The 20,567-nt window shown below is 65.7% G+C and carries 18 protein-coding genes; 12 read left to right on the top strand and 6 right to left on the bottom strand.

Going from position 1 to position 20,567, the window contains the following annotated elements:
- Positions 1-102: 102 nt before the first annotated feature.
- From J2X67_RS10145 to J2X67_RS10120, 6 genes are all read left to right on the top strand, one after another.
- Entirely contained in the window at positions 103-1,764 is a 1,662-nt protein-coding gene (locus tag J2X67_RS10145; protein WP_309952717.1) for a hypothetical protein, read from the top strand.
- 206 nt (positions 1,765-1,970) lie between these two features.
- Positions 1,971-3,581, top strand: coding sequence for a carboxyl transferase domain-containing protein (locus J2X67_RS10140; RefSeq protein ID WP_309952715.1), 1,611 nt, complete (start codon positions 1,971-1,973; stop codon positions 3,579-3,581).
- Positions 3,578-5,527, top strand: a complete 1,950-nt coding sequence (locus J2X67_RS10135; RefSeq protein WP_309952713.1) for an acetyl-CoA carboxylase biotin carboxylase subunit — start codon at positions 3,578-3,580, stop codon at positions 5,525-5,527. Before J2X67_RS10140 ends, J2X67_RS10135 begins: the two co-directional genes overlap by 4 nt.
- Before the next feature lie 41 nt (positions 5,528-5,568).
- Positions 5,569-6,483, top strand: a complete 915-nt coding sequence (locus J2X67_RS10130) for an SDR family oxidoreductase (RefSeq protein WP_309952711.1) — start codon at positions 5,569-5,571, stop codon at positions 6,481-6,483.
- 14 nt (positions 6,484-6,497) lie between these two features.
- Positions 6,498-7,676: an acyl-CoA dehydrogenase family protein gene (locus J2X67_RS10125; protein ID WP_309952709.1), complete on the top strand. Its 1,179-nt coding sequence runs from the start codon at positions 6,498-6,500 to the stop codon at positions 7,674-7,676.
- Positions 7,677-7,684: 8 nt separating this feature from the next.
- Positions 7,685-8,851, top strand: a complete 1,167-nt coding sequence (locus J2X67_RS10120) for an acyl-CoA dehydrogenase family protein (protein WP_309952707.1) — start codon at positions 7,685-7,687, stop codon at positions 8,849-8,851.
- 10 nt (positions 8,852-8,861) lie between these two features.
- On the opposite strand, the gene J2X67_RS10115 is transcribed toward J2X67_RS10120, so the two are convergent.
- Complete coding sequence (locus J2X67_RS10115) at positions 8,862-10,157, bottom strand: DEAD/DEAH box helicase (RefSeq protein ID WP_309952705.1); 1,296 nt, start codon at positions 10,155-10,157, stop codon at positions 8,862-8,864.
- Positions 10,158-10,234: 77 nt separating this feature from the next.
- Between J2X67_RS10115 and J2X67_RS10110 the strand changes: the two genes are divergently transcribed.
- The 5 genes from J2X67_RS10110 to J2X67_RS10090 all read left to right on the top strand — a co-directional run bounded on the left by J2X67_RS10110 (position 10,235) and on the right by J2X67_RS10090 (position 13,628).
- Positions 10,235-10,600, top strand: a complete 366-nt coding sequence (locus J2X67_RS10110) for a translation initiation factor Sui1 (RefSeq protein WP_309953082.1) — start codon at positions 10,235-10,237, stop codon at positions 10,598-10,600.
- A 5-nt stretch (positions 10,601-10,605) separates the two neighbouring features.
- Complete coding sequence (locus tag J2X67_RS10105) at positions 10,606-10,839, top strand: DUF3820 family protein (protein WP_157611531.1); 234 nt, start codon at positions 10,606-10,608, stop codon at positions 10,837-10,839.
- Between the two features lie 181 nt (positions 10,840-11,020).
- A complete protein-coding gene (locus tag J2X67_RS10100; RefSeq protein ID WP_192323417.1) occupies positions 11,021-11,431 on the top strand; it encodes an RNA-binding protein in 411 nt (136 codons plus the stop codon).
- Positions 11,432-11,614: 183 nt separating this feature from the next.
- Positions 11,615-12,103: a tripartite tricarboxylate transporter TctB family protein gene (locus tag J2X67_RS10095; RefSeq protein ID WP_309952700.1), complete on the top strand. Its 489-nt coding sequence runs from the start codon at positions 11,615-11,617 to the stop codon at positions 12,101-12,103.
- Between the two features lie 13 nt (positions 12,104-12,116).
- The gene (locus J2X67_RS10090) at positions 12,117-13,628 is read left to right on the top strand and encodes a tripartite tricarboxylate transporter permease (protein ID WP_309952699.1); all 1,512 of its coding nucleotides are present in this window, start codon (positions 12,117-12,119) and stop codon (positions 13,626-13,628) included.
- Positions 13,629-13,642: 14 nt separating this feature from the next.
- Here J2X67_RS10090 and chrA read toward each other — a convergent pair whose 3' ends face one another.
- Positions 13,643-15,016, bottom strand: a complete 1,374-nt coding sequence (gene chrA / locus J2X67_RS10085; protein WP_309952697.1) for a chromate efflux transporter — start codon at positions 15,014-15,016, stop codon at positions 13,643-13,645.
- A gap of 22 nt (positions 15,017-15,038) precedes the next feature.
- Entirely contained in the window at positions 15,039-15,797 is a 759-nt protein-coding gene (locus J2X67_RS10080) for a TSUP family transporter (RefSeq protein WP_309952696.1), read from the bottom strand.
- A gap of 427 nt (positions 15,798-16,224) precedes the next feature.
- On the opposite strand from J2X67_RS10080, the gene J2X67_RS10075 reads away from it, so the two are divergent.
- On the top strand, positions 16,225-16,524 hold the full coding sequence (locus J2X67_RS10075) for a hypothetical protein (RefSeq protein ID WP_309952694.1): 300 nt from the start codon (positions 16,225-16,227) through the stop codon (positions 16,522-16,524).
- A gap of 32 nt (positions 16,525-16,556) precedes the next feature.
- Here the strand turns inward: J2X67_RS10075 and J2X67_RS10070 are convergent, their stop codons facing one another.
- The 3 genes from J2X67_RS10070 to J2X67_RS10060 all read right to left on the bottom strand — a co-directional run bounded on the left by J2X67_RS10070 (position 16,557) and on the right by J2X67_RS10060 (position 20,525).
- Entirely contained in the window at positions 16,557-18,230 is a 1,674-nt protein-coding gene (locus J2X67_RS10070; RefSeq protein WP_309952692.1) for a thiamine pyrophosphate-binding protein, read from the bottom strand.
- A 151-nt stretch (positions 18,231-18,381) separates the two neighbouring features.
- Positions 18,382-19,626, bottom strand: coding sequence for a pyridoxal phosphate-dependent aminotransferase (locus J2X67_RS10065; RefSeq protein ID WP_309952691.1), 1,245 nt, complete (start codon positions 19,624-19,626; stop codon positions 18,382-18,384).
- The gene (locus J2X67_RS10060) at positions 19,623-20,525 is read right to left on the bottom strand and encodes an amino acid ABC transporter substrate-binding protein (RefSeq protein WP_309952689.1); all 903 of its coding nucleotides are present in this window, start codon (positions 20,523-20,525) and stop codon (positions 19,623-19,625) included. Before J2X67_RS10060 ends, J2X67_RS10065 begins: the two co-directional genes overlap by 4 nt.
- Positions 20,526-20,567: the final 42 nt, after the last annotated feature.

Genomic DNA, 20,567 nt, shown 5'->3' with positions numbered 1-20,567 from the left:
GCGGAAGAAAGTCTGCATGTCGCGGCACATGTCGCAGTAGAGACTGCGCCGCATCCCCCTCCTCCTTCTAGACTGCACGCGCATCCACAAGAAGGAGAAGGCATGCCCCGTCGCCTGTTGCGCGCCGCCGCCGCGCTGACCGCCACGCTCGCCCTGCTGGGCGCCTGCAGCACCGTCGCACCGCCCCCTGCCACGCGGCCGGCTTCATGGGCCGCTCCCGAGGCGCTGGTGCCGCCGTCCTCCTTCTCCGGAGTGCACGGCCTTGCCATCGACCAGAAGGGCCGGCTGCTCGCCGGCTCGGTGCTCGGCAACACGCTCTGGGAGGTAGACCGCACCACCGGCGCGGCCAAGGTGCTGATCGGAGCCCCCGAGGGCCAGGCCGACGACATTGCGGTCGGTCCCAAGGGCGAGCTGGCGTGGACCAACTACCTCATGGGCATGCTGCGCTACCGCGAGAGCGAGGGCGCACCGATGCGCGTGCTCGCCAAAGACCTGCCCGGCCTCAATTCGCTCGACTTCGACCGCCGCAACAACAAGCTCTACGCCTCGCAGGTGTTCCTTGGCGATGCGCTCTGGGAGATCGACCGCGAAGGCCAGAAGCCGCCGCGGCTCATCAGGAAGGACATGGGAGGCTTCAACGGCTTCGAGGTCGGGCCGGACGGCATGCTCTACGGACCGCTGTGGTTCAAGGGCCAGGTCGTGAAGATCGATCCGGCCAACGGCCACATGACCGTGATTGCCGACGGCTTCAAGATTCCCGCCGCGGCCAACCTCGACGGCAAGGGCAACCTCTGGGTAGTCGATGCGCGCAGCGGCGAACTGGTGCGGGTAGATTTGACCACCGGCCGCAAGACCGTAGCGAAGCAGTTGCGCCCGTCGCTCGACAACCTTGCCATTGCACGCGACACGCCGGACGGCACCATCTACGTGTCGAACATGGCGAACAACGAGGTGCAGGCCTTCGATCCGGCAACGGGTGCGCTGCGCACGCTCACCAGCGGCAAGCTCGCCACGCCCGCGGGCCTCAAGATCGACGGGCACACGCTCTGGGTGGCCGATGTGTTCGGGTTCCGCCAGGTGGATGTGCGCACCGGCGAAGTGCGCGACGTTTTCCGGATGCAGCGCGATCCGGATCTCGACTATCCCTTTGCCATCGGGGTCTCGGGCAATCTCTTTGCGCTGACCTCATGGTTTACCGGCACGGTGCAGTTGGTCGACCGCCAGACGCTGCGAACCGTCGAGACCATTCACGGGTTGAAGGCCCCTTTCGACGCCCTGCCCATGGCCGACGGCAGCGTGATCTATGCCGAAATCGCAACCGGCACCATCACGCGTGCGCGCGGCGCGAAGTTTGCCGACAAGCAAGTGCTCGCCAGCGGCCTGAGCGGCCCGGTGCAAATGATCATCGGTCAGGACGGCGCCCTTTACGTGACCGAGGCAGCGGGCAAGCTGGTCCGCATTCCGCTCGATGCGAGCGCGCCGCTGCGCGCAATTGCAGAGGGCCTGGCGTTGCCCGAAGGAGTGGCGCAAACACCTTGGGGCAGCTTCATCGTGGCCGAAAGCGCGGCGCGCCGGCTGGTCGAGATCGACCCTGCCAACGGCTCGCGCCGCACTGTGGCGGAAAACCTGCCGATCGGCTTGGCTCCGGGACCCGGCCTGCCACCGCCCTACGTGGTGACCGGCGTGGCCGTGGGCAGCGACGGGAGCATCTACGTCTCGGCCGACCTGAACAATGCGATCTACCGAATTCGGCCGCAGCGGTGACGTTTAAGGACGTGCATCGGGCTCTCGGTGGTCGTTGCCATGACCGTGCGGTGCTGATCGTCATCTACTGGGTGATCACGGGCACCAGCCTGGACGCCCCGGTTGCTCCGCGCCGGGTTCGCACCAGCTAATTGGCGCAAGCCGGACGCGCATGGGCGTCCTAGAGTCGGTGCAGAGCGAAAGCAATCTGCACTGACTCCTTCTTCATGCCCGCCATCGAATCCCGGCTGCACGCGGCCAGCGAATCCTTCCAGGCCCACCGCGCCGGCATGCTGGCGCTACTCGCCGAGGTGCGATCGCACGAGGCGCGCTCCGCGGCGGCGTCGAATGCCTCGGCCGAGCGCTTTGCCAGGCGCGGACAGCTGCTGCCGCGCGAACGCCTTGCGCTGCTGCTCGACACTGGCGCGCCATTCTTGCCGCTGGCATCTCTTGCCGGCCTTGGCCACGACACCGAAGACCTCGGCAAGAGCGTGCCCGGCGGCGGGGTAATCGCGGGTATCGGCCGCGTCTCTGGTGTGCGGTGCATGGTGAGTGCATCCGACTCCGGCATCGACGCCGGCGCGCTGCAGCCCATGGGCCTGGACAAGCAACTGCGCATGCAGGAGATCGCGCTCGAAAACAAGCTGCCCTACGTGCAGCTGGTGGAAAGCGCGGGCGCCAATCTCATGCAATACCGCGTGCAGGATTTCGTGCGTGGCGGCGGCATCTTCCGCAACCTCGCGCGGCTTTCGGCCGCGGGGCTCCCGGTGGTGACGGTGACGCACGGCTCTTCGACCGCGGGCGGTGCCTACCAGACGGGGCTTTCCGACTACATCGTGATGGTGCGCGACCGCACCCGCGCGTTCCTCGCAGGCCCGCCGCTGCTCAAGGCGGCCACCGGCGAAATTGCCACCGAAGAAGAACTGGGCGGCGCCGTGATGCACACGCATATCTCGGGCCTTGGCGACTACCTGGCCGAAGACGACCGCGACGCCATTCGCATCGCGCGATCCATTCTGGGCAGCATCGACTGGGCGCGCGACCAAGCCCCGCGCAAGTTTGCAATGCCGCTCTACGAGGCCGACGAACTGCTCGGCATCATGCCGGGCGACGGGCGGCGGCCTGTCGACATGCGCGAGGTAATTGCGCGCATTGCCGACGGCTCGGAGTTTCTGGAGTTCAGCGAGCACTACGGCAGTGCCACCGTGTGCGGCCACATGCGGCTCGAAGGCCACGCCGTGGGCGTTATCACCAACAACGGGCCCATCGACTCGGACGGCGCCACCAAGGCGACGCACTTCATTCAGGCCTGCTGCCAGTCGTGCACGCCCATCGTGTACCTGCAGAACATCACCGGCTACATGGTGGGCCGCGCACACGAAGAGGCCGGCATCATCAAGCACGGCGCCAAGATGATCCAGGCGGTGACCAGCGCCACGGTGCCGCAGATCACCTTCCATTGCGGCGCCTCCTACGGCGCTGGCAACTACGGCATGTGCGGCCGCGGCTTCGCGCCGCGCTTCTGCTTTTCGTGGCCCAACGCGCGCACCGCCGTCATGGGCGGCGATCAGGCGGCGCAAACCATGGCCATGGTGATGGAAGCGGGCATGGCCAGGAAAGGTTCGGTCGACCGTGAAAAAATCGACGCAATGCAGCGGCAGATCGTCGAGCGCTTCGATCGCCAGATGAGCGTGTTCACCACCAGCGCGCTGCTGCTCGACGACGGCGTGATCGACCCGCGCGACACACGGGCGGTGCTTGCCGAAGTGCTTGCCGTGTGCCGCGATGCGGATGCGCGCGTGCCGCAGGCCATGCAGTTTTCGGTGGCACGTCCATGAGCTTCAGCAAGATCCTGGTAGCCAACCGCGGCGAGATCGCCGTCCGCGTAATGCGCACCGCGCGCGCCATGGGCTGCCGTACCGTGGCTGCGTATTCGACCGCCGACGCCGATGCAGAACATGTGCGCCAGGCCGACCAGTCTGTATGGATCGGCGAGTCGCTGCCCGCGCAAAGCTACCTGAACATTGCCGCCATCGTCGATGCCGCGCTTGCGAGCGGTGCGCAAGCCGTGCATCCGGGCTACGGCTTTCTGGCCGAGAACGCCGCCTTCGCGCAGGCTTGCCGCGATGCGGGCCTTGTCTTCATCGGCCCCACTCCCCAAGCCATTCGCGCGATGGGCGACAAGGCAGGCGCCAAACGATTGATGCAGGCGGCGGGCGTGCCGTGCATTCCTGGCTATGAGGGAGAAGACCAGAGCCCGGCCACCCTTGCCGCCGAAGCCGCACGAATCGGCTGGCCCGTGATGATCAAGGCAACCGCCGGCGGCGGCGGACGCGGCATGCGCCTCGCGCCATCGGCTGCGGCCTTTGCCGGACTGTTGCAAAGCGCAAAGTCCGAAGCGCTCAATGCCTTCGGTGACGAGGCCGTGATATTGGAGCGCGCCATCCAGGCGCCGCGCCACATCGAGATCCAGGTGTTCGCCGACCGGCACGGCAACGTCATTCACCTGGGCGAACGCGACTGCTCGGTACAGCGACGGCATCAGAAGGTGATCGAGGAATCGCCCTCGCCGGCCGTGTCGGCGGCGCTGCGCGAGCGCATGGGCGCAACGGCGGTGGCGGCCGCCAGGGCCATTGGCTACGAAGGCGCGGGCACGCTGGAGTTTTTGCTCGACGCCGACGGCCACTACTGGTTCATGGAAATGAACACGCGGCTGCAGGTGGAGCATCCGGTGACCGAGGCGGTGACCGGGCTCGACCTTGTCGAGCTGCAGCTGCGAGTGGCGGCAGGCGAGCCGCTTCCGGTCAGGCAACAAGACGTGCGCTTGAGCGGCCACGCGATGGAAGTGCGCCTGTGCGCCGAAGAACCGCAGCAAGGCTTCCTGCCGCAAAGCGGCGCGCTCGCAATGTGGCGGCCCGCGCCCGCACTGCGAACCGAACACGCGCTGCGCGACGGCGCTCTGGTGCCGCCCTTCTACGATTCGATGATTGCCAAGCTGGTGGCGCACGGCCGCACGCGCGACGAAGCCCGGCAACGGCTGCTCGCGGGGCTGCAAGACACAGTGGCGCTGGGCGTTGGCACGAACCAGCAGTTTCTGCAGCGCATGCTGGCGCACCCGGTGTTCGCAAGCGGCGCAGCGACTACCGCCTTCATCGCCGAACAACTCGATGGCCTGCTCGCGCCCGATGCCGAGGCCGAAAAACGCGCGACGCTGCTCGCTGCGCTGTTGCTCCAGCTGGGAGAGCACGGCTGGCCGTCGCCGCTCGCCCATCGGCTACCGAACGCATTGCGCTTTGCGCTCGATGGCGCGACCTGCGCAGCGCGCGTGCAGCCGCTGGGTGCGGGCCGGTTCGACATTGCCATTGCCGACCAGCCGCCAGTGCGCATGGAGTTGCTTGCGCTGCCGGGCGAAGGCCAGGTGCGCTTCTCCTGCAATGGCTTGGCCGAACAAGCGGTGGCGGTGCGCCACTCGGCCAATCGCCTCTTCTTTCACTACGGCGGCCGGCCTTTTCAGCTTGAGAACCTCACCCACGTTGCCGTCGCGCGGGAAGGCTCCGCTGCCGCCGACGGGTTGCTGCGCGCTTCCATGAACGGCCGCGTCATCGCGCTGCTGGCCGCTGAAGGCGATGCGGTGGCCGCCGGCCAGCCGATCGTCACGCTGGAGGCCATGAAGATGGAACATGTGCACTGTGCGCCGCGTGCCGGCCGCCTGGCCGCGCTGCATGTGGCGGTTGGCGCGCAAGTGGCCGCCCGCCATGTGGTGGCCGAAATCTCCGATGCCTGACCGATGCCACTCCTGCGCCGACATGTGTTGAAAGCCGCTCGATGAACACTTCATCCCGATACCGGTCCGTTTTCTCGCCCGGTCTCTTCGCTGGCCATGTGATCGTCGTCACCGGTGGCGGCTCGGGCATCGGGCGCTGCACGGCGCACGAACTCGCGTCGCTCGGCGCGCAGGTGGTGCTGGTCGGCCGCAATGCCGCGAAGCTCGAATCGGTGAAAGAAGAGATCGCCGGCAACGGCGGCAAGGCCAGCACACAGGCCTTCGACATCCGCGAGGAAGATGCAGTGCGCAGCGCGGTAGCCGCCATCGTCGCCGCACACGGGCGCGTCGACGGGCTGGTCAACAACGCCGGCGGCCAATACATCACGCCGCTCGCAGCCATCTCGGCCAAGGGTTGGGAGGCGGTAATCCACACCAACCTCACGGGCGGCTTTCTCGTGGCGCGCGAATGCTTTGTGCAGAGCATGCAGGCGCACGGCGGCGCCATCGTCAACATCGTGGCCGACATGTGGGGCTCAATGCCCAACATGGGCCACAGCGGCGCGGCGCGCGCCGGCATGGTGAGCTTTACCGAAACCGCCGCGCTCGAATGGGCCGCGAACGGCGTGCGCGTGAACGCGGTGGCCCCGGGCTACATCGCATCGAGCGGCATGGACCACTACCCGCCCGAAGCGGGCGACATGCTGCGCGCAATGCGCAACACGGTGCCCGCGGGCCGCTTCGGCAACGAGGCCGAGACGTCCGCCGCCATCGCCTTCCTGTTGAGCCCTGCGGCAAGCTTCATCAGCGGCGGCGTGCTGCGCGTAGACGGCGCGCGGCCTCAGGTGCGCATGGGCTGGCCGATGACGCTGCCTGATGCACAGGTGCAGCAGCGCCGGGCCGTGCGCCCGTTCGACGGCTTTCACCTCGCCCGCACGCCGCGTGTCTTCAAGAACGGCGACGAACCGAACGACTGACTGGAGACAACCGCATGCAGTACACCCACGAGCACCTCGAAATACAGAAGACGCTGCGCCGCTTCATCGACGAAGAAATCAACCCGCACGTCGACGAATGGGAAGCCGCCGAGATCTTTCCTGCGCACGAGGTCTTCAAGAAACTCGGCAACCTCGGCATGCTGGGCCTGAACAAGCCTGAAGCCTTCGGCGGCGCGGGGCTCGACTATTCGTATGCGATGGCCATGGCCGAGGCGCTGGGCCATGTGAGCTGCGGCGGCGTGCCAATGGCCATTGGCGTGCAAACGGACATGTGCACGCCCGCGCTCGCCCGCTTTGGCAGCGACGAACTGCGGCGCGAGTTCCTGGCACCTGCCATTGCGGGCGACGTGGTCGGCTGCATCGGCGTGAGCGAGCCCGGTGCCGGGAGCGACGTGGCGGGCCTGAAGAGCCACGCGCGAAAGGACGGCGGCGACTACCTCATCAGCGGCCAGAAGATGTGGATCACCAACAGCCTGCAAGCCGACTGGATGTGCATGCTGGTCAATACCAGCGACGGGCAAAGTGCAGCGGGCTACAGCCCTCATCGCAACAAGTCGCTGGTGATGGTGCCGATGGACAGCCCGGGCATCGAGAAGGCAAAGAAGATCCGCAAGATCGGCATGCACTCGAGCGACACGGGGCTCATCTACTTCGACAACGTTCGCGTGCCGCAGCGATACCGCATCGGGGAGGAGGGCCAAGGCTTTGTCTACCAGATGCAGCAATTCCAGGAAGAGCGGCTTTGGGCGGCCGCCAGCTCGCTCGAGCCGATGGAAGACTGCATTGCGCAGACCATCGAGTGGGCGCAGGAGCGCAAGATGTTCGGCGCCACGCTGGCCGACCAGCAATGGGTTCAGTTCAAGCTGGCCGAACTCAAGACCGAAGTGGAGGCGCTGCGCGCCCTCACTTACCGCGCCTGCGACCTGCATGTGCAGGGCCAGGACGTGCTCGAACTCGCCTCGATGGCCAAGCTCAAGACCGGGCGGCTCACGCGCCAGGTGGCAGACACCTGCCTGCAGTTCTGGGGCGGCATGGGCTTTACGCTCGAGAACCGCGTTTCGCGCCTTTACCGGGACGGCCGCCTGGGCTCGATCGGGGGCGGCGCGGACGAGGTGATGCTCGGCATCCTCGCGAAGACGATGGGCATCGCCAAGCGGCCGCCGCGCGGCTGAACACCGACATGGATGCAGAACTGCAAGCCGACCGGGCAGCCCTTGCCGACACGGTGAGGCGCTTTGCTGAAAGCGAGATCGCGTCGAACGTCCAGGACTGGGAAGACGCGGGCGAGTTTCCTCTTGCGCTGTATGCACGCGCGGCAGCACTGGGCTTGCTGGGCCTTGGCTACCCGGAAGCGCTGGGCGGCACGCCGGCTTCTTATGCGCTCAGGCTGCCGGCGTGGATTGCGCTCGCGCGCCACGGCAAGAGCGGCGGCGTGCTCGCAAGCCTGTTCTCGCACAACATCGGCCTGCCGCCCGTGGTGCTGCACGCGAACGAGGCGGTGCGCAGAGAAGTGGTGCCACCGGTGCTGCGCGGCGAGAAGATCTCTGCGCTGGCCATCACCGAGCCCGGCGGTGGCTCCGACGTGGCGGCACTGCGCACCACGGCGCACCGGGACGGCGACTCTTACGTGGTGAACGGCGAAAAGACCTTCATCACATCGGGCATGCGCGCCGAGTGGATCACGGTGGCCGTGCGCACCTGCGATGCGCGCGGCGCCAGCGGCATCTCCATGCTGCTGGTGCCCGGCGATTCACCCGGCCTTACGCGCACCCGCCTCGCAAAGATGGGTTGGCTGTGCTCCGACACCGCGCAGCTTCACTTCGACAACGTGCGCGTGCCCGCACGCTATCTGCTCGGCAACGAGGGTTCGGGCTTTCGCATGATCATGGGCAACTTCAACGGCGAGCGCATCGGACTGGCGGCGGGCGCCCTCGGGTTTGCACAAGCCTGCCTGGACGAAGCGCTGGCGTGGTCGCAGGAGCGCAAGAGCTTCGGCGTCGCGCTCATCGAGCACCAGGCGGTGCGCCACAAGCTGGTCGACATGCAGATGCGCATCGCGTCCACCGAGGCGTGGCTCGAGGCTGTATCGGCAGAAGGCGATGCACACGAGGCCGCGGGCCGCTTCAACGCGCCCGAGTGGGTTGCGAACGTTTGCATGCTCAAGAATCACGCGACGCAAACCATGCAGTTCTGCGCCGACCAGGCCGTGCAGATACTGGGCGGCATGGGCTTCATGCGCGGCACCGTGAGCGAACGCATCTACCGCGAAGTCAAGGTGATGATGATCGGCGGCGGGGCCGAAGAAATCATGAAGGAACTGGCCGCGCGGCAACTGGGCTGGCTGTAGGCCGCGAGGCTCAGTCGTTCTTCTCGCTGTCGCTATCGTTATCGCTATCGCTATCACCCTGCCGGGCAGCAGCCAGCGCATTGGCCGCTCGCAGCTTGTCCTTCTTGCTCGGCCGCTTGCCTTTGATGCCACCCGTGCCGGAGTTGTCGACCACCGGAACGGCGGCTTCGGTGGGCTCGAAACCCTCGATGCGCTCGCGCGGGAGGTGAAGGCCCTGGCGCTTTTCGATGAGCCGAAAGTGCGCCTCGGTCGCTGCGCTCACAAAGCTGATGGCCAGCCCGTTTTCCCCGGCGCGGCCTGTGCGTCCGATGCGATGGATGTAGTCGGTGGGCGAGCGCGGCAGGTCGTAGTTGATGACGACCGGCAGCTGTGCAATGTCGATGCCGCGTGCGGCAAGGTCGGTGGCAATCACCACGTCCCAGCGGCTCTCCTTGAACTGCGCGAGGATGCCGGTGCGCGTGCCCTGCGCAATGTCGCCATGAAAGGGCACTGCGTACACGCCGTTCTTGTAGAGCTTCTCGGCCACGGTCTGGGCCGCATGCTGCGTGGCGACGAAGACCAGCACGCGGTCCCACTCGTTTTCTTTCAGCAGGTGGCGCAGCAACTGGGTGCGGCGGTTCGCGTCGACCTCGATCACGCGCTGGACGATGGCAGGCTCGGTGCCGGGCTCGCCCTGCACATCGATCACCTCGGGGTCGCGCAGCGTGCCGTCCGCCAGCGCCTGGATCGCGGGCGGGAAGGTGGCAGAAAAAAGCAGGTTCTGGCGCCGCGCAGGCAGCAGCGCGACGATGCGGCCCAGTTCTTCGGCAAAGCCGAGGTCGAGCAAGCGGTCGGCCTCGTCGAGCACCAGCATCGAAACCGCGTTGAGCTTGAGCGCGTTGTGCTCCACAAGGTCGAGCAGCCGGCCCGGCGTGGCCACCACGATGTCGGCGCCGCCGCGCAGGCTCATCATCTGCGGGTTGATGGATACGCCACCGAAGGCGACGGCAATCTTGAGCCTTTCGGGCAGGTGCTGCGCCAGGCTGCGCATGGTCTCGCCCACCTGGGCGGCGAGTTCACGCGTGGGCACCAGCACCAGCGCGCGCACGCGGCGTGGCGACTCTGCGCGCTCGGCCGAGAGGCGCTGCAACAGCGGCAGGGAAAATGCGGCGGTCTTGCCGGAACCGGTCTGCGCCGAGCCCCGCACGTCGCGGCCTTTCAAAATTGCGGGAATGGCCGCAGCCTGGATGGCGGTCGGCGCGGCATAGCCGCTTTCGGCGGCAGCCTGCACGAGCGCGGGGGCCAGGCCCAGTGAGTCGAATGGCATGTGAGCAGACAGAGAGAGATGAACCGGAAAACAGTGAAAACGCAAGCGTTGAAGAAGAAGAGATCGACCGAATGACGATGAAGAGCAATCAGTCCACCGCCCTGGTGTATTCCACCGAAGCCGGGGGCCGGATGTGTCCCGAGTGCCGCGCACCCATGGCGCAGTGCCGCTGCAAGGAACTCAAGACGCGCGTTCCGGCCGCTGACGGCATTGTGCGTGTATCGCACGAAACCAAGGGCCGCAAAGGCAAGGGCGTGACGGTGGTCAAGGGCCTCGCGCTCGATGCGGCCGCGCTCGCGGCCGTGGGCAAGCAGCTCAAGACCGCCTGCGGCTCAGGAGGAACGGTGAAGGACGGCATCATCGAGATCCAGGGCGACCACCGCGAACTCGTCATTGCGGCCCTTGCGAAGCAGGGCCACGTGGTGAAGCGCGCCGGCGGCTGAAGCCCATGAAACCCGAAGACCTGCAGCGCCTCGTGACGCTCGAAATGCCTTTCGGCAAGCACAAGGGCACGTTGATTGCCGATTTGCCCGGCAATTATCTGAATTGGTTCGCACGCGAGGGTTTTCCCGCAGGTGAAATCGGCCGGCTGCTCCATTTAATGCATGAAATAGACCACAACGGGCTCTCCGGCCTTCTGGAACCGTTGCGAAACCGCCCGCCAAGGCGTGATGTTTCGTAATAAGAGCGAATTTCATCACCCTTTTTCCAGATCGCATTGATAATCGTGCCTACGTGTCTGTGAGCTTGTCTCCCGTGCACGTAATTCGGTGATCGGTCAGTTTCGCGCCACAGCGCATTTGTTTGTTGTGATTCTGGGACTCCATCGCTTTGTCTTGTTGGTTTGAATTAGGAGTCCCTCAATGGGCAAGAAACTCTACGTAGGCAACCTCGCCTACTCTGTGCGTGACAACGACCTGGAACAGGCTTTCGGCGAGTTCGGCTCGATCGTCAGCGCCAAGGTCATGATGGAACGCGACACCGGCCGCTCCAAGGGCTTCGGTTTCGTGGAAATGGGCACCGACGCTGAAGCCCTGGCAGCCGTTGAAGCCATGAACGGCCATTCGCTCCAGGGCCGTGCCCTGACCGTGAATGAAGCACGTCCGATGGAAGCTCGCCCCCCCCGCACCGGTGGTGGCGGCGGCTACGGCGGCGGCGGCGGTGGTGGTTACGGCGGTGGTGGTGGCGGCGGCGGCTACGGTGGTGGCGGCGGTGGCCGCAGCGGTGGTGGCGGTGGCTACGGCGGCGGCGGCGGTGGTCGCGGCGGCTACTAAGCCCTCCCCCCGAGACCTCGCTCTCAAATAAAAAGCTCCTTCGGGAGCTTTTTTCGTTTCTGCTCCGGCCCGTTTTGCAGGCCCCTGGAGAACCCTTGTACGCATTTGTCCTTACCGCGTCGGTCAGCCAACGGTCAGGCGCGGGCGACGACCCTCACCGGTCCAATCAAGAGGGTCGAGACAATGCGTATAAAAAGTCAGGCTGACTTCTTTTCAGGAGTCATGTTCACAGCCGTGGGGGGTGCCTTCGCCATCGGCGCCACCACCTACACCATCGGCGACGGCGCCCGCATGGGCCCCGGTTACTTCCCGCTGATGCTGGGCATTTTGCTGGCCGTGCTCGGCGCGGCAATCATGTTCCAGGCACTGGTGGTCGAAACCGCCAGCGGAGACCCGATTGGCAAATGGGCCTGGAAGCCGCTGGCCTTTGTGCTGGGTGCCAACCTGGCTTTCGGCGTGCTGCTGGGCGGGTTGCCAAGCATCGGACTGCCCGCCATGGGAATGATCGTTGCGATCTATGCGCTCACCATCATCTCGAGCATGGCCGGCGAACACTTCAAGCTGCGCGACGTGCTGGTGCTGTCCACCATCCTGGCTGCCGGCAGCTACGTGGCCTTCATCTGGGCGCTGAAGCTCCAGATCCAGGTCTGGCCTACTTTCATTTCGGGTTGAGGAGCACACCGCCATGGAACTGTTCCACAACCTGGCGACCGGCTTCGGCGTCGCCTTCACGTTTACCAACCTGCTGTATTGCCTGGTCGGCTGCATCCTGGGCACGCTGATCGGCGTGCTGCCCGGCATTGGCCCGGTTGCAACCATTGCAATGCTGCTGCCCGCCACGTATGCACTGCCGCCGGTTTCGGCGCTGATCATGCTGGCCGGTATTTATTACGGCGCCCAGTACGGTGGCTCGACCACCGCAATCCTGGTGAACCTGCCTGGGGAGTCGTCCTCGGTGGTCACCTGTATCGACGGCTACCAGATGGCAAGGCAGGGCCGCGCAGGCCCCGCGCTTGCCGCAGCAGGCCTGGGCTCGTTCTTTGCCGGCTGCGTGGGCACGCTCATCCTGGCTGCCTTTGCACCGCCGCTGACCGAGCTGGCCTTCAAGTTCGGCCCGGCCGAATACTTCTCGCTGATGACCCTGGGCCTGATCGGCGCCGTGGTGCTCGCCTCCGGTTCGCTGCTCAAGGCGGTCGCCATGATCGTGCTGGGCCTGCTGCTGGGCATCGTCGGTACCGACGTGAACTCGGGCGTGGCGCGCTTCAGCTTCGACATTCCCGAGCTCACCGACGGCATCGGCTTTGTGGTGATTGCCATGGGCGTGTTCGGTTATGGCGAAATCATCGGCAACCTCTCGCAGCCCGATGACGAGCGCGAGGTGTTCACGCACAAGGTGAAGGGCCTGTGGCCCACCAAGGAAGACTTCAAGCGCATGACGCCCGCGGTGCTGCGCGGCACGGCGCTGGGTTCGGCGCTCGGCATCCTGCCGGGTGGTGGCGCACTGCTGGCAGCTTTTGCGGCCTATGCGCTAGAGAAGAAGATCAAGATGCGCCCCGGCGAAATCGCCTTCGGCAAGGGCAACATCCGCGGCGTGGCATCGCCCGAGTCGGCCAACAACGCCGGCGCGCAGACCTCCTTCATTCCGCTGCTCACGCTGGGCATTCCGCCCAATGCCGTGATGGCGCTGATGGTGGGCGCAATGACCATCCACAACATCCAGCCGGGCCCGCAGGTGATGACCAGCAACCCCGAGCTGTTCTGGGGCCTTATTGCCTCGATGTGGATTGGCAACGCGATGCTGATCGTACTGAACCTGCCGCTCATCGGCATGTGGATCAAGCTGCTGACGGTGCCCTACAAGTTCCTGTTTCCTGCCATCGTGCTGTTCTGCGCGATTGGCGTGTACTCGACCAACAACAATACCTTCGACATCTGGATGGTGGCGGCCTTCGGCTTCATCGGCTACCTGTTCATCAAGCTCAGGACCGAGCCCGCGCCGTTGCTGCTGGGCTTCATTCTCGGGCCGATGATGGAAGAAAACCTGCGGCGCGCGTTGCTGCTGTCGCGCGGCACATGGAGCGTGTTCGTCACGCGGCCGCTGTCGGCGGGCCTGCTGGTCGCCGCGGCGCTGCTGCTGGGCATCGTGCTGCTGCCCTCCATCAAGGCGAAGCGCGAAGAAGCCTTCGTCGAGGAATAAACGCGAGCCGGCGGTCAGCGCACAAGCAGTTGCCAGGCCATGCCGGCCACTGCCGAAGCAAGCACCACCGGAATCACGCCAGCCTTGAAGCGAAAGAGCGCGATTGCCGCGAGCGCGCCGATGATGGCAGAGGGAAACTCGAAGGGCCCTGACAAGCCCTTCGGCCAAAGCACGTGGTAGGCGAAGAAGACCGCAAGGTTGACTATCACGCCGACCACTGCCGCCGTGATCGCAGTCAGCGGTGCGGTGAATTTCAGGTTGCCGTGGGTCGACTCGATGAATGGGCCGCCCAGCAGAATGAACAGGAACGACGGCAGGAAGGTGAAAAAGGTCGCCACCGTCGCCCCTGCAGCACCCGCCGCAACCAGCGCATCCGGGCCGAACAGCGCCTGGCTCCACGCACCGACAAAGCCCACGAACGACACCACCATGATCAAGGGACCGGGTGTGGTTTCTCCGAGCGCGAGGCCGTCGATCATCTGCGTGGCCGTAAGCCAGTGGTAGTGGTCGACCGCGCCCTGGAACACATAGGGCAGCACCGCATAGGCGCCGCCAAAAGTAAGCAGCGCCGCCTTGGTGAAGAACCAGGCCATTTGCGTGAGCGCCCCGCTCCACCCGTACAGCGCCGTGAGCGCACCAAGTGCACCTAGCCACAGCAGAACGAAAACCGCCAGCACGCGCGCGAAGCGGCCCCAAGTGAACAGTGCATGCTGCGGCGTGGGCGTGTCGTCGTCGATCAGCGCCGGGCCGGCCGAGGCTGCAGCAGCGCCGTGCCCGCCGCCGGGCGCGAAGTACGCCGGCGCGAGGCGGCTGCCGACGTAGCCGATGGCGCCCGCGCCCAGCACGATCAGCGGAAACGGCAGCTGCAGCGCAAAGATCGCCACGAAAGCGGCAACGGCAATCGCCCAAAGCCACGCATTCTTGAGCACCCGCGAGCCGATGCGCCAGGCGGCGAACAGCACGATCGCCGTGACCGCCGGCTTCACGCCGTAGAGCAGCCCCGCCACCGCCGGCACCTGGCCGTAGGCCATGTAGGCCCACGACAGCCCGATGAGGATGAAGAGCGAAGGCAGCACGAAGAGCACACCCGCCGCAAGACCGCCCCAGGTGCGGTGCATGAGCCAGCCGATATAGGTGGCAAGCTGCTGCGCTTCAGGGCCGGGCAGGAGCATGCAGTAGTTGAGCGCATGCAGAAAGCGCTTTTCCGATATCCACCGCCGGCGCTCCACAAGTTCCTGGTGCATGAGCGCAATCTGCCCCGCGGGGCCGCCAAAACTGATGAAGCCGAGCTTGAGCCAATAGGCGAAAGCCTGCCAGAAGCTGACGGGTGCGGGGCGCCCGATGGGCGCAACGGGCACAACGGGCGCAACAGGTTCCGGCAGTGCCATGAAACGGGGCTTTCTGGTTTTGCTATTTCAGGAATGCGTCATAGGCGGTCTTCAGGATGAGTGCGCTCACCACGACGATGAACACCACCCGTACAAAGCCGGCCCCGTGCTTCAACGCAACACGCGTACCCAGCAGGCTGCCCGCCACATTGGCCACAGCCATCACCAGCCCATAGTGCCACCACACATGCCCCTTGAGCGCCAGCAGCAACAGGGCCGCGGCGTTGGTGAGCGTGTTGATGATCTTGGCCGACGCGGAAGCATTCAGGAAGTCGTAGCCCATCCAGCGCACGAATAAAAAGACCAGGAAGCTGCCCGCCCCCGGGCCGAAGAAGCCGTCGTAGAACCCGATCGACAGCCCGATGGCGCAAGCCGCCAGCGTTTCGGCGCGTCCGCTGAAGCGAGGCACGTGGTGGCGGCCCAGGTCTTTTCGCGCCAGCGTATAGAGCAGCACTCCGAGCAGCACGATGGGCAGCGCCCGGCGCAGGAAGTCGCCCGGAAACAAGGTGACGCCCCAGGCGCCCAGCATGGAACCCGCAAATCCGAGCACCGCTGCCGGCCACAGGGCGCTCCAGCGCATCTGCACGCGCTGGCTGAACTGGGCCGCCGCGGCCGCCGTGCCCCAAATGGAAGCACTTTTGTTGGTGCCCAGCAACGTGGCCGGAGGCGCGCCCGGAAACACTGCAAAGAGCGCCGGCACGAGGATCAAGCCACCCCCGCCCACAATCGAATCGACAAAACCTGCGAGCAGCGAAGCGCCCGTGACTACCAGCATTTCCATGCCGGCATTGTCGCACCCGGTCTGCTATAAAAAAAGGAGCTTCAGAAAGAGGCGGGGCGGGGGTGCAACCCGGCTTCGGATGTTTGAAAAGTGGCCGCCGGGACGGGTGCTTCGGGCAATAAAAAAGGCGCCGACCAGCGGCGCCTTTCAAGTTCAAACACGGCTTCTCGAACGGAAGCCTTTGAGAATTATTCTTGTAGACCGAATTTTGTCTCCTCGGACCCTCGGCAGCACGAGCTTGGCCCGTTCGCGAGTGGGCAGACTTTAGGCGGTGCACCGGGCCAGTGCATTGGGAATTACCCGCTTTGCCTTACCTTCGGAACGCTCTTGGCAGACAAAAGTGTTTCTGGGCGTTAATGGTGCCGCTAAAGCATGGCACGACTTGTGCACGCAAGTGGTTCGAGCCATTCATGGGAGCCCTCGAACCATGTCCATGTCCGAAAGTGAACGCATCGCCCTTGCCGCGCGGCTTCACGTGGCATTGCGGCGAAAGCACGGGCGCGTGACCGACACCGAATGGATGGCCACCAATGCCGAATACGCCGCCGAGATCGTTCGCATGGCGCGCGCCCATGCCGCAGAAACCAAGGACGAGGATCTCTACCTGCTCGCTACCCGCCTCGAACAGGCCATGGAGCCGCTGGCGCGCGCCGCACGGCTGGCGGCGCGCACGCCCGACGGCAATCCGCCTAAGCCGCGGCCACGGTTTGCGGGCGGGCTGCGCTGATCTTTCTTTGACGCCAGGCGTTCACCAGCCGCTCAGCCGGCAGCAAGTGCCGCCTTGCGAATACTCTGCAGCGTGCTGGCCGGCGTGATGGCTTCCGGATCGAGCAGGCAATGCAGCACCGCCGGCTTGCCGCTTGCACGGGCGCGCGCGAGCGCAGGGGCGAACTCCTCGGTGCGGGTCACCCGCTCACCGTGGCCGCCGAACACCTCGGCATAGCCCCGGAAATCCGGGTTCTTGAGCTGCGTGGCGCTCACGCGCCCCGGATAGTGCTTTTCCTGGTGCATGCGGATGGTGCCGTACATGGCGTTGTCCAGCAGCACCACGATGATCGGCAGGCCGTACTGCACGGCGGTTGCGAACTCCTGGCCATGCATCATGAAGTCGCCGTCGCCCGCGAACACCACCACCTCGCGCTGCGGCCACAGCCGCTTGGCGCCCACGCCGGCGGGCAGGCCGTAGCCCATCGATCCGCTGGTGGGTGCCAGCTGGCTCGCAAACGAGCGAAACGGCCAGAAACGATGCACCCAGGTGGCAAAGTTGCCGGCGCCGTTGCAAAAGATGGTGTCGGCCGGCAGCACCTCGCGCAGATGCTGCATCACCTCGCCCATCTGCAGCGGTCCCGGAATACGGATGGGCGCCGGATCGCTCCAGCGCAGGAAGTCTTCGCGCGCGGTTTTTGTCTCGGCCTGCCAGGCCGGCGGCAAAGCCGGATGCAACGCCGCCACCGCTTCTGCAAAAGCCTGCGGCGTGGCGTGGATGCCAAGCGCAGGACGATAGAGCTTGCCGAGCTCGTCGGCATCGGCGTGCACATGCACCAGCGCCTGCTTCGGTTGCGGAATGGCAAGCAGTTCATAGCCCTGCGACGGCACCTCGGAGAGGCGGCCGCCGACCAGGAGCACCAGGTCTGAATTGCGGATGCGCTCCAGCATGCGCGGGTTCGCGCCAAGCCCCAGGTCGCCCGCATAGCAAGGATGCTCGGCCGACAGCAGCATCTGGCGGCGGAACGAGCAATACACCGGGAGCGAGAACGCTTCGGCAAAGCCGGCGAACTGCCGCGTCGCGGCTTCGGACCAGCGGCTGCCGCCGAGGATGACCACCGGCCGCTGCGCCTCTGAGAGACGCTGCTGCAACTGCGCGATCTGCGCCGCGCCGGGGTAGGTTTCGGTCACTGCATAAGGCTGTGCATCGGCCACTGCGGCGGCTTCGGTCAGCATGTCTTCCGGCAGCGCAATCACCACCGGCCCCGGCCTGCCCGAGGTGGCAACGTGAAAGGCGCGCGAGATGAGCTCGGGCACGCGCGCAGGATCGTCGATCTGCACCACCCACTTGGCCATGGTGCCGAAGACCGCGCCGTAGTCCAGCTCCTGAAAGGCCTCGCGGCCCATCGCCTCGCGCGCCACCTGCCCCACGAAGAGCAGCATCGGGGTCGAATCCTGGTGCGCGATGTGCACGCCGGCCGCGGCGTTGGTGGCGCCTGGCCCGCGCGTGACAAAGCACACGCCGGGCTTGCCGGTGAGCTTGCCTTGCGCCTCGGCCATCATTGCTGCGCCGCCTTCCTGGCGGCACACCGTCACGTCGATCGATGCATCGTGCAAGGCGTCGAGCACGGCCAGAAAGCTTTCGCCTGGCACGCAGAACAGTTGCTCGACGCCGTGGGTGATGAGCTGGTCGACCAGGATCTGGCCGCCGGTGCGGGAAGAAGTCATGCTGTGTCCAATGCAATGAAGGTCTTGGTATCTACTCCTTCCCCCTCCGGGGGAAGGTTGGGATGGGGGCATGCGACGCTGGCCAAGCCGACAGCGATTGATACGCCGCTTGCCCCCACCCCTGCCCTCCCCCGGAAGGGGAGAAAGAAATTCATGTGAGAGCTTCGCATGCCACCACGATGCGCGAACACGCCTCTTCGAGCTGCGCCATCGAAGTGGCATACGAAATGCGGAAATACGGCGCGAGCCCGAACACGCTTCCCGGCACCACCGCTACTTCAAAATCCTGCAGCAGGTAGCTGCAGAAGTCGCTGTCGGTCTGCAGCAGCATGCCGTTCGCCGTGCGCCGGCCGAGCACGCCGGCACAGCTCGCAAAAGTATAGAAGGCGCCTTCGGGCACGCGGCAATGCAGGCCGGGCGCGCGATTCAATGCCGCCACCACGAAGTCGCGCCGCGCCTGGAAGTCGCTCCGCCGCTCGGCCACGATGTGCTGCGGCCCCGTAAGCGCCTCGATGGCGGCGGCCTGGCTCACCGACGAGGGACACGAGGTCGACTGGCTCTGCACCACCGCCATGGCCGCAATCAGCGCACGCGGGCCCGCCCCGTAGCCGACGCGCCAGCCCGTCATCGCATAAGCCTTCGACACGCCGTTGACGGTGAGCGTGCGTTCGCGTAGCCGCGGCTCCACGGCCGCGGGGGTTGCAAATGCAAGGCCGTCGTAGAGGATGTGCTCGTAGATGTCGTCGGCCAGCACCCACGCGTGCGGGTGCCTCAGCAGCACCTCGCACAGTGGAACCAGCTGCGCAGCGCTGTAGGCCGCGCCGCTCGGGTTGGACGGCGAGTTCAAAAAGAGCCAGCGCGTGCGCGGCGTGATGGCGGCCTCGAGCTGCGCCGCTTCCAGCCTGAAGCCGTTGGCCTCGCTGCAAGGCACGCTCACTGGCACGCCGCCGCAGATCTGAACGATGTCCGCGTAGGAGGTCCAGTAGGGCGCGGGCAAGATCACCTCGTCGCCCGGGTTCAGGCTTGCCATGAGCGCATTGAAAATCACCTGCTTGGCGCCTGCGCCCACGCTGATTTCATTCAATGCAAAGTCCAGGCCGTTGTCGCGCTTGAACTTGAACTGCACCGCCGCCTTCATCGCCGGGCTGCCGTCGAGCACGGTGTAGCGTGTGTCGCCACGCTCCATGGCACGGGCCGCGGCGGCGCGAATGTACTCGGGCGTGTCGAAGTCCGGCTCGCCCGCGCCCAGCACAATCACCGGCCGGCCCGCGCGCTTGAGCGCGTTGGCGTGGTCGGTAATGCGCAAGATTTCCGACACGCCGATGGCCCGCACGCGCTGCGCGGGCTCGAATTCCGAAGACGAAGAAAGCGGCGGGGCAAGCACGGCGGAAGTCACTTCGCGTATGCCTCCAGCGGCTTGTCGTTGGGTTCCGCAATCAGCTGCTTGAGCGCTGTGCTCATCGGCAGGTTCAGGCTGGTGTTCTTAGGCGGAATAGGCGCGACGAACCATTTGGTGTAGATCTTCTCGAGCTCGCCGCTCTTCATGAGCTTGCGCAGCGAATCGTCCACCGCGGCCTTGAAGGCCGGGTCATCCTTGCGGAACAACAGCGCGATCGGCTCCGAGCCCAGCGCCTCGCCAGTGATGCGGTAGCCCGCGGGGTTCTTCGAGTTGGCGATGATTCCGGCAAGCAGGTTGTCGTCGAGCACAAAGGCATCGGCGCGGCCCGACTCCATCAGCAGAAAGCTCTCGAGGTGGTCCTTGCCGAGCATCGTGTTGATGGTGGTGTTCTGCGCGCGCTCGCGCTTGCGCAGCAGCTGCACGGCGGTGGTGCCGGTGGAGGCCGACACGGTGCGGCCCGCCAGCTGGTCGAGCGAGTTGATGCCTGAGTCGACCTTGGTGGCCATGCGCACTTCGCTCACATACGTGGTGAGCGCAAAGGCCACCTGCTGCTGTCGCGCGGTGTTGTTGGTGGTGGGGCCGCAGCCGATATCCAGCGTGCCGTTCTGCACCAGCGGAATGGTGTTCTGCGCCGTGACGGCCATGTATTCGAGCTTGGCAGAAGGCGCGATGTCCTTCAGCACGCGCTCGCAAAGCTCGACGTGGTAGCCCACATATTTATCGTTGGCGCCCAGCATGTAGGCCATGGGCGGCGAGGCCTCGCGCACGCCGAGCACGGCCTTGCCGCTGCTCTTGATCTTGTCGAGCGTGCCGCCGGCGGGGGCCTGCTGCGCCGAAGCGCCAAAAGCGACCGCAAGCAGCGCTGCAGTGGTGAGTGTCTTGAAACGCATCTTCATGTTCTCTGTCTCCTGGTAATTTTTATTCGGGGCTGCGCGGCA

This window comes from Variovorax sp. 3319 (assembly GCF_031456585.1).
In the GTDB taxonomy this organism is placed as follows: Bacteria; Pseudomonadota; Gammaproteobacteria; order Burkholderiales; family Burkholderiaceae_C; genus Variovorax; species Variovorax paradoxus_P.
This window is presented reverse-complemented; position numbering and strand designations above follow the sequence as displayed.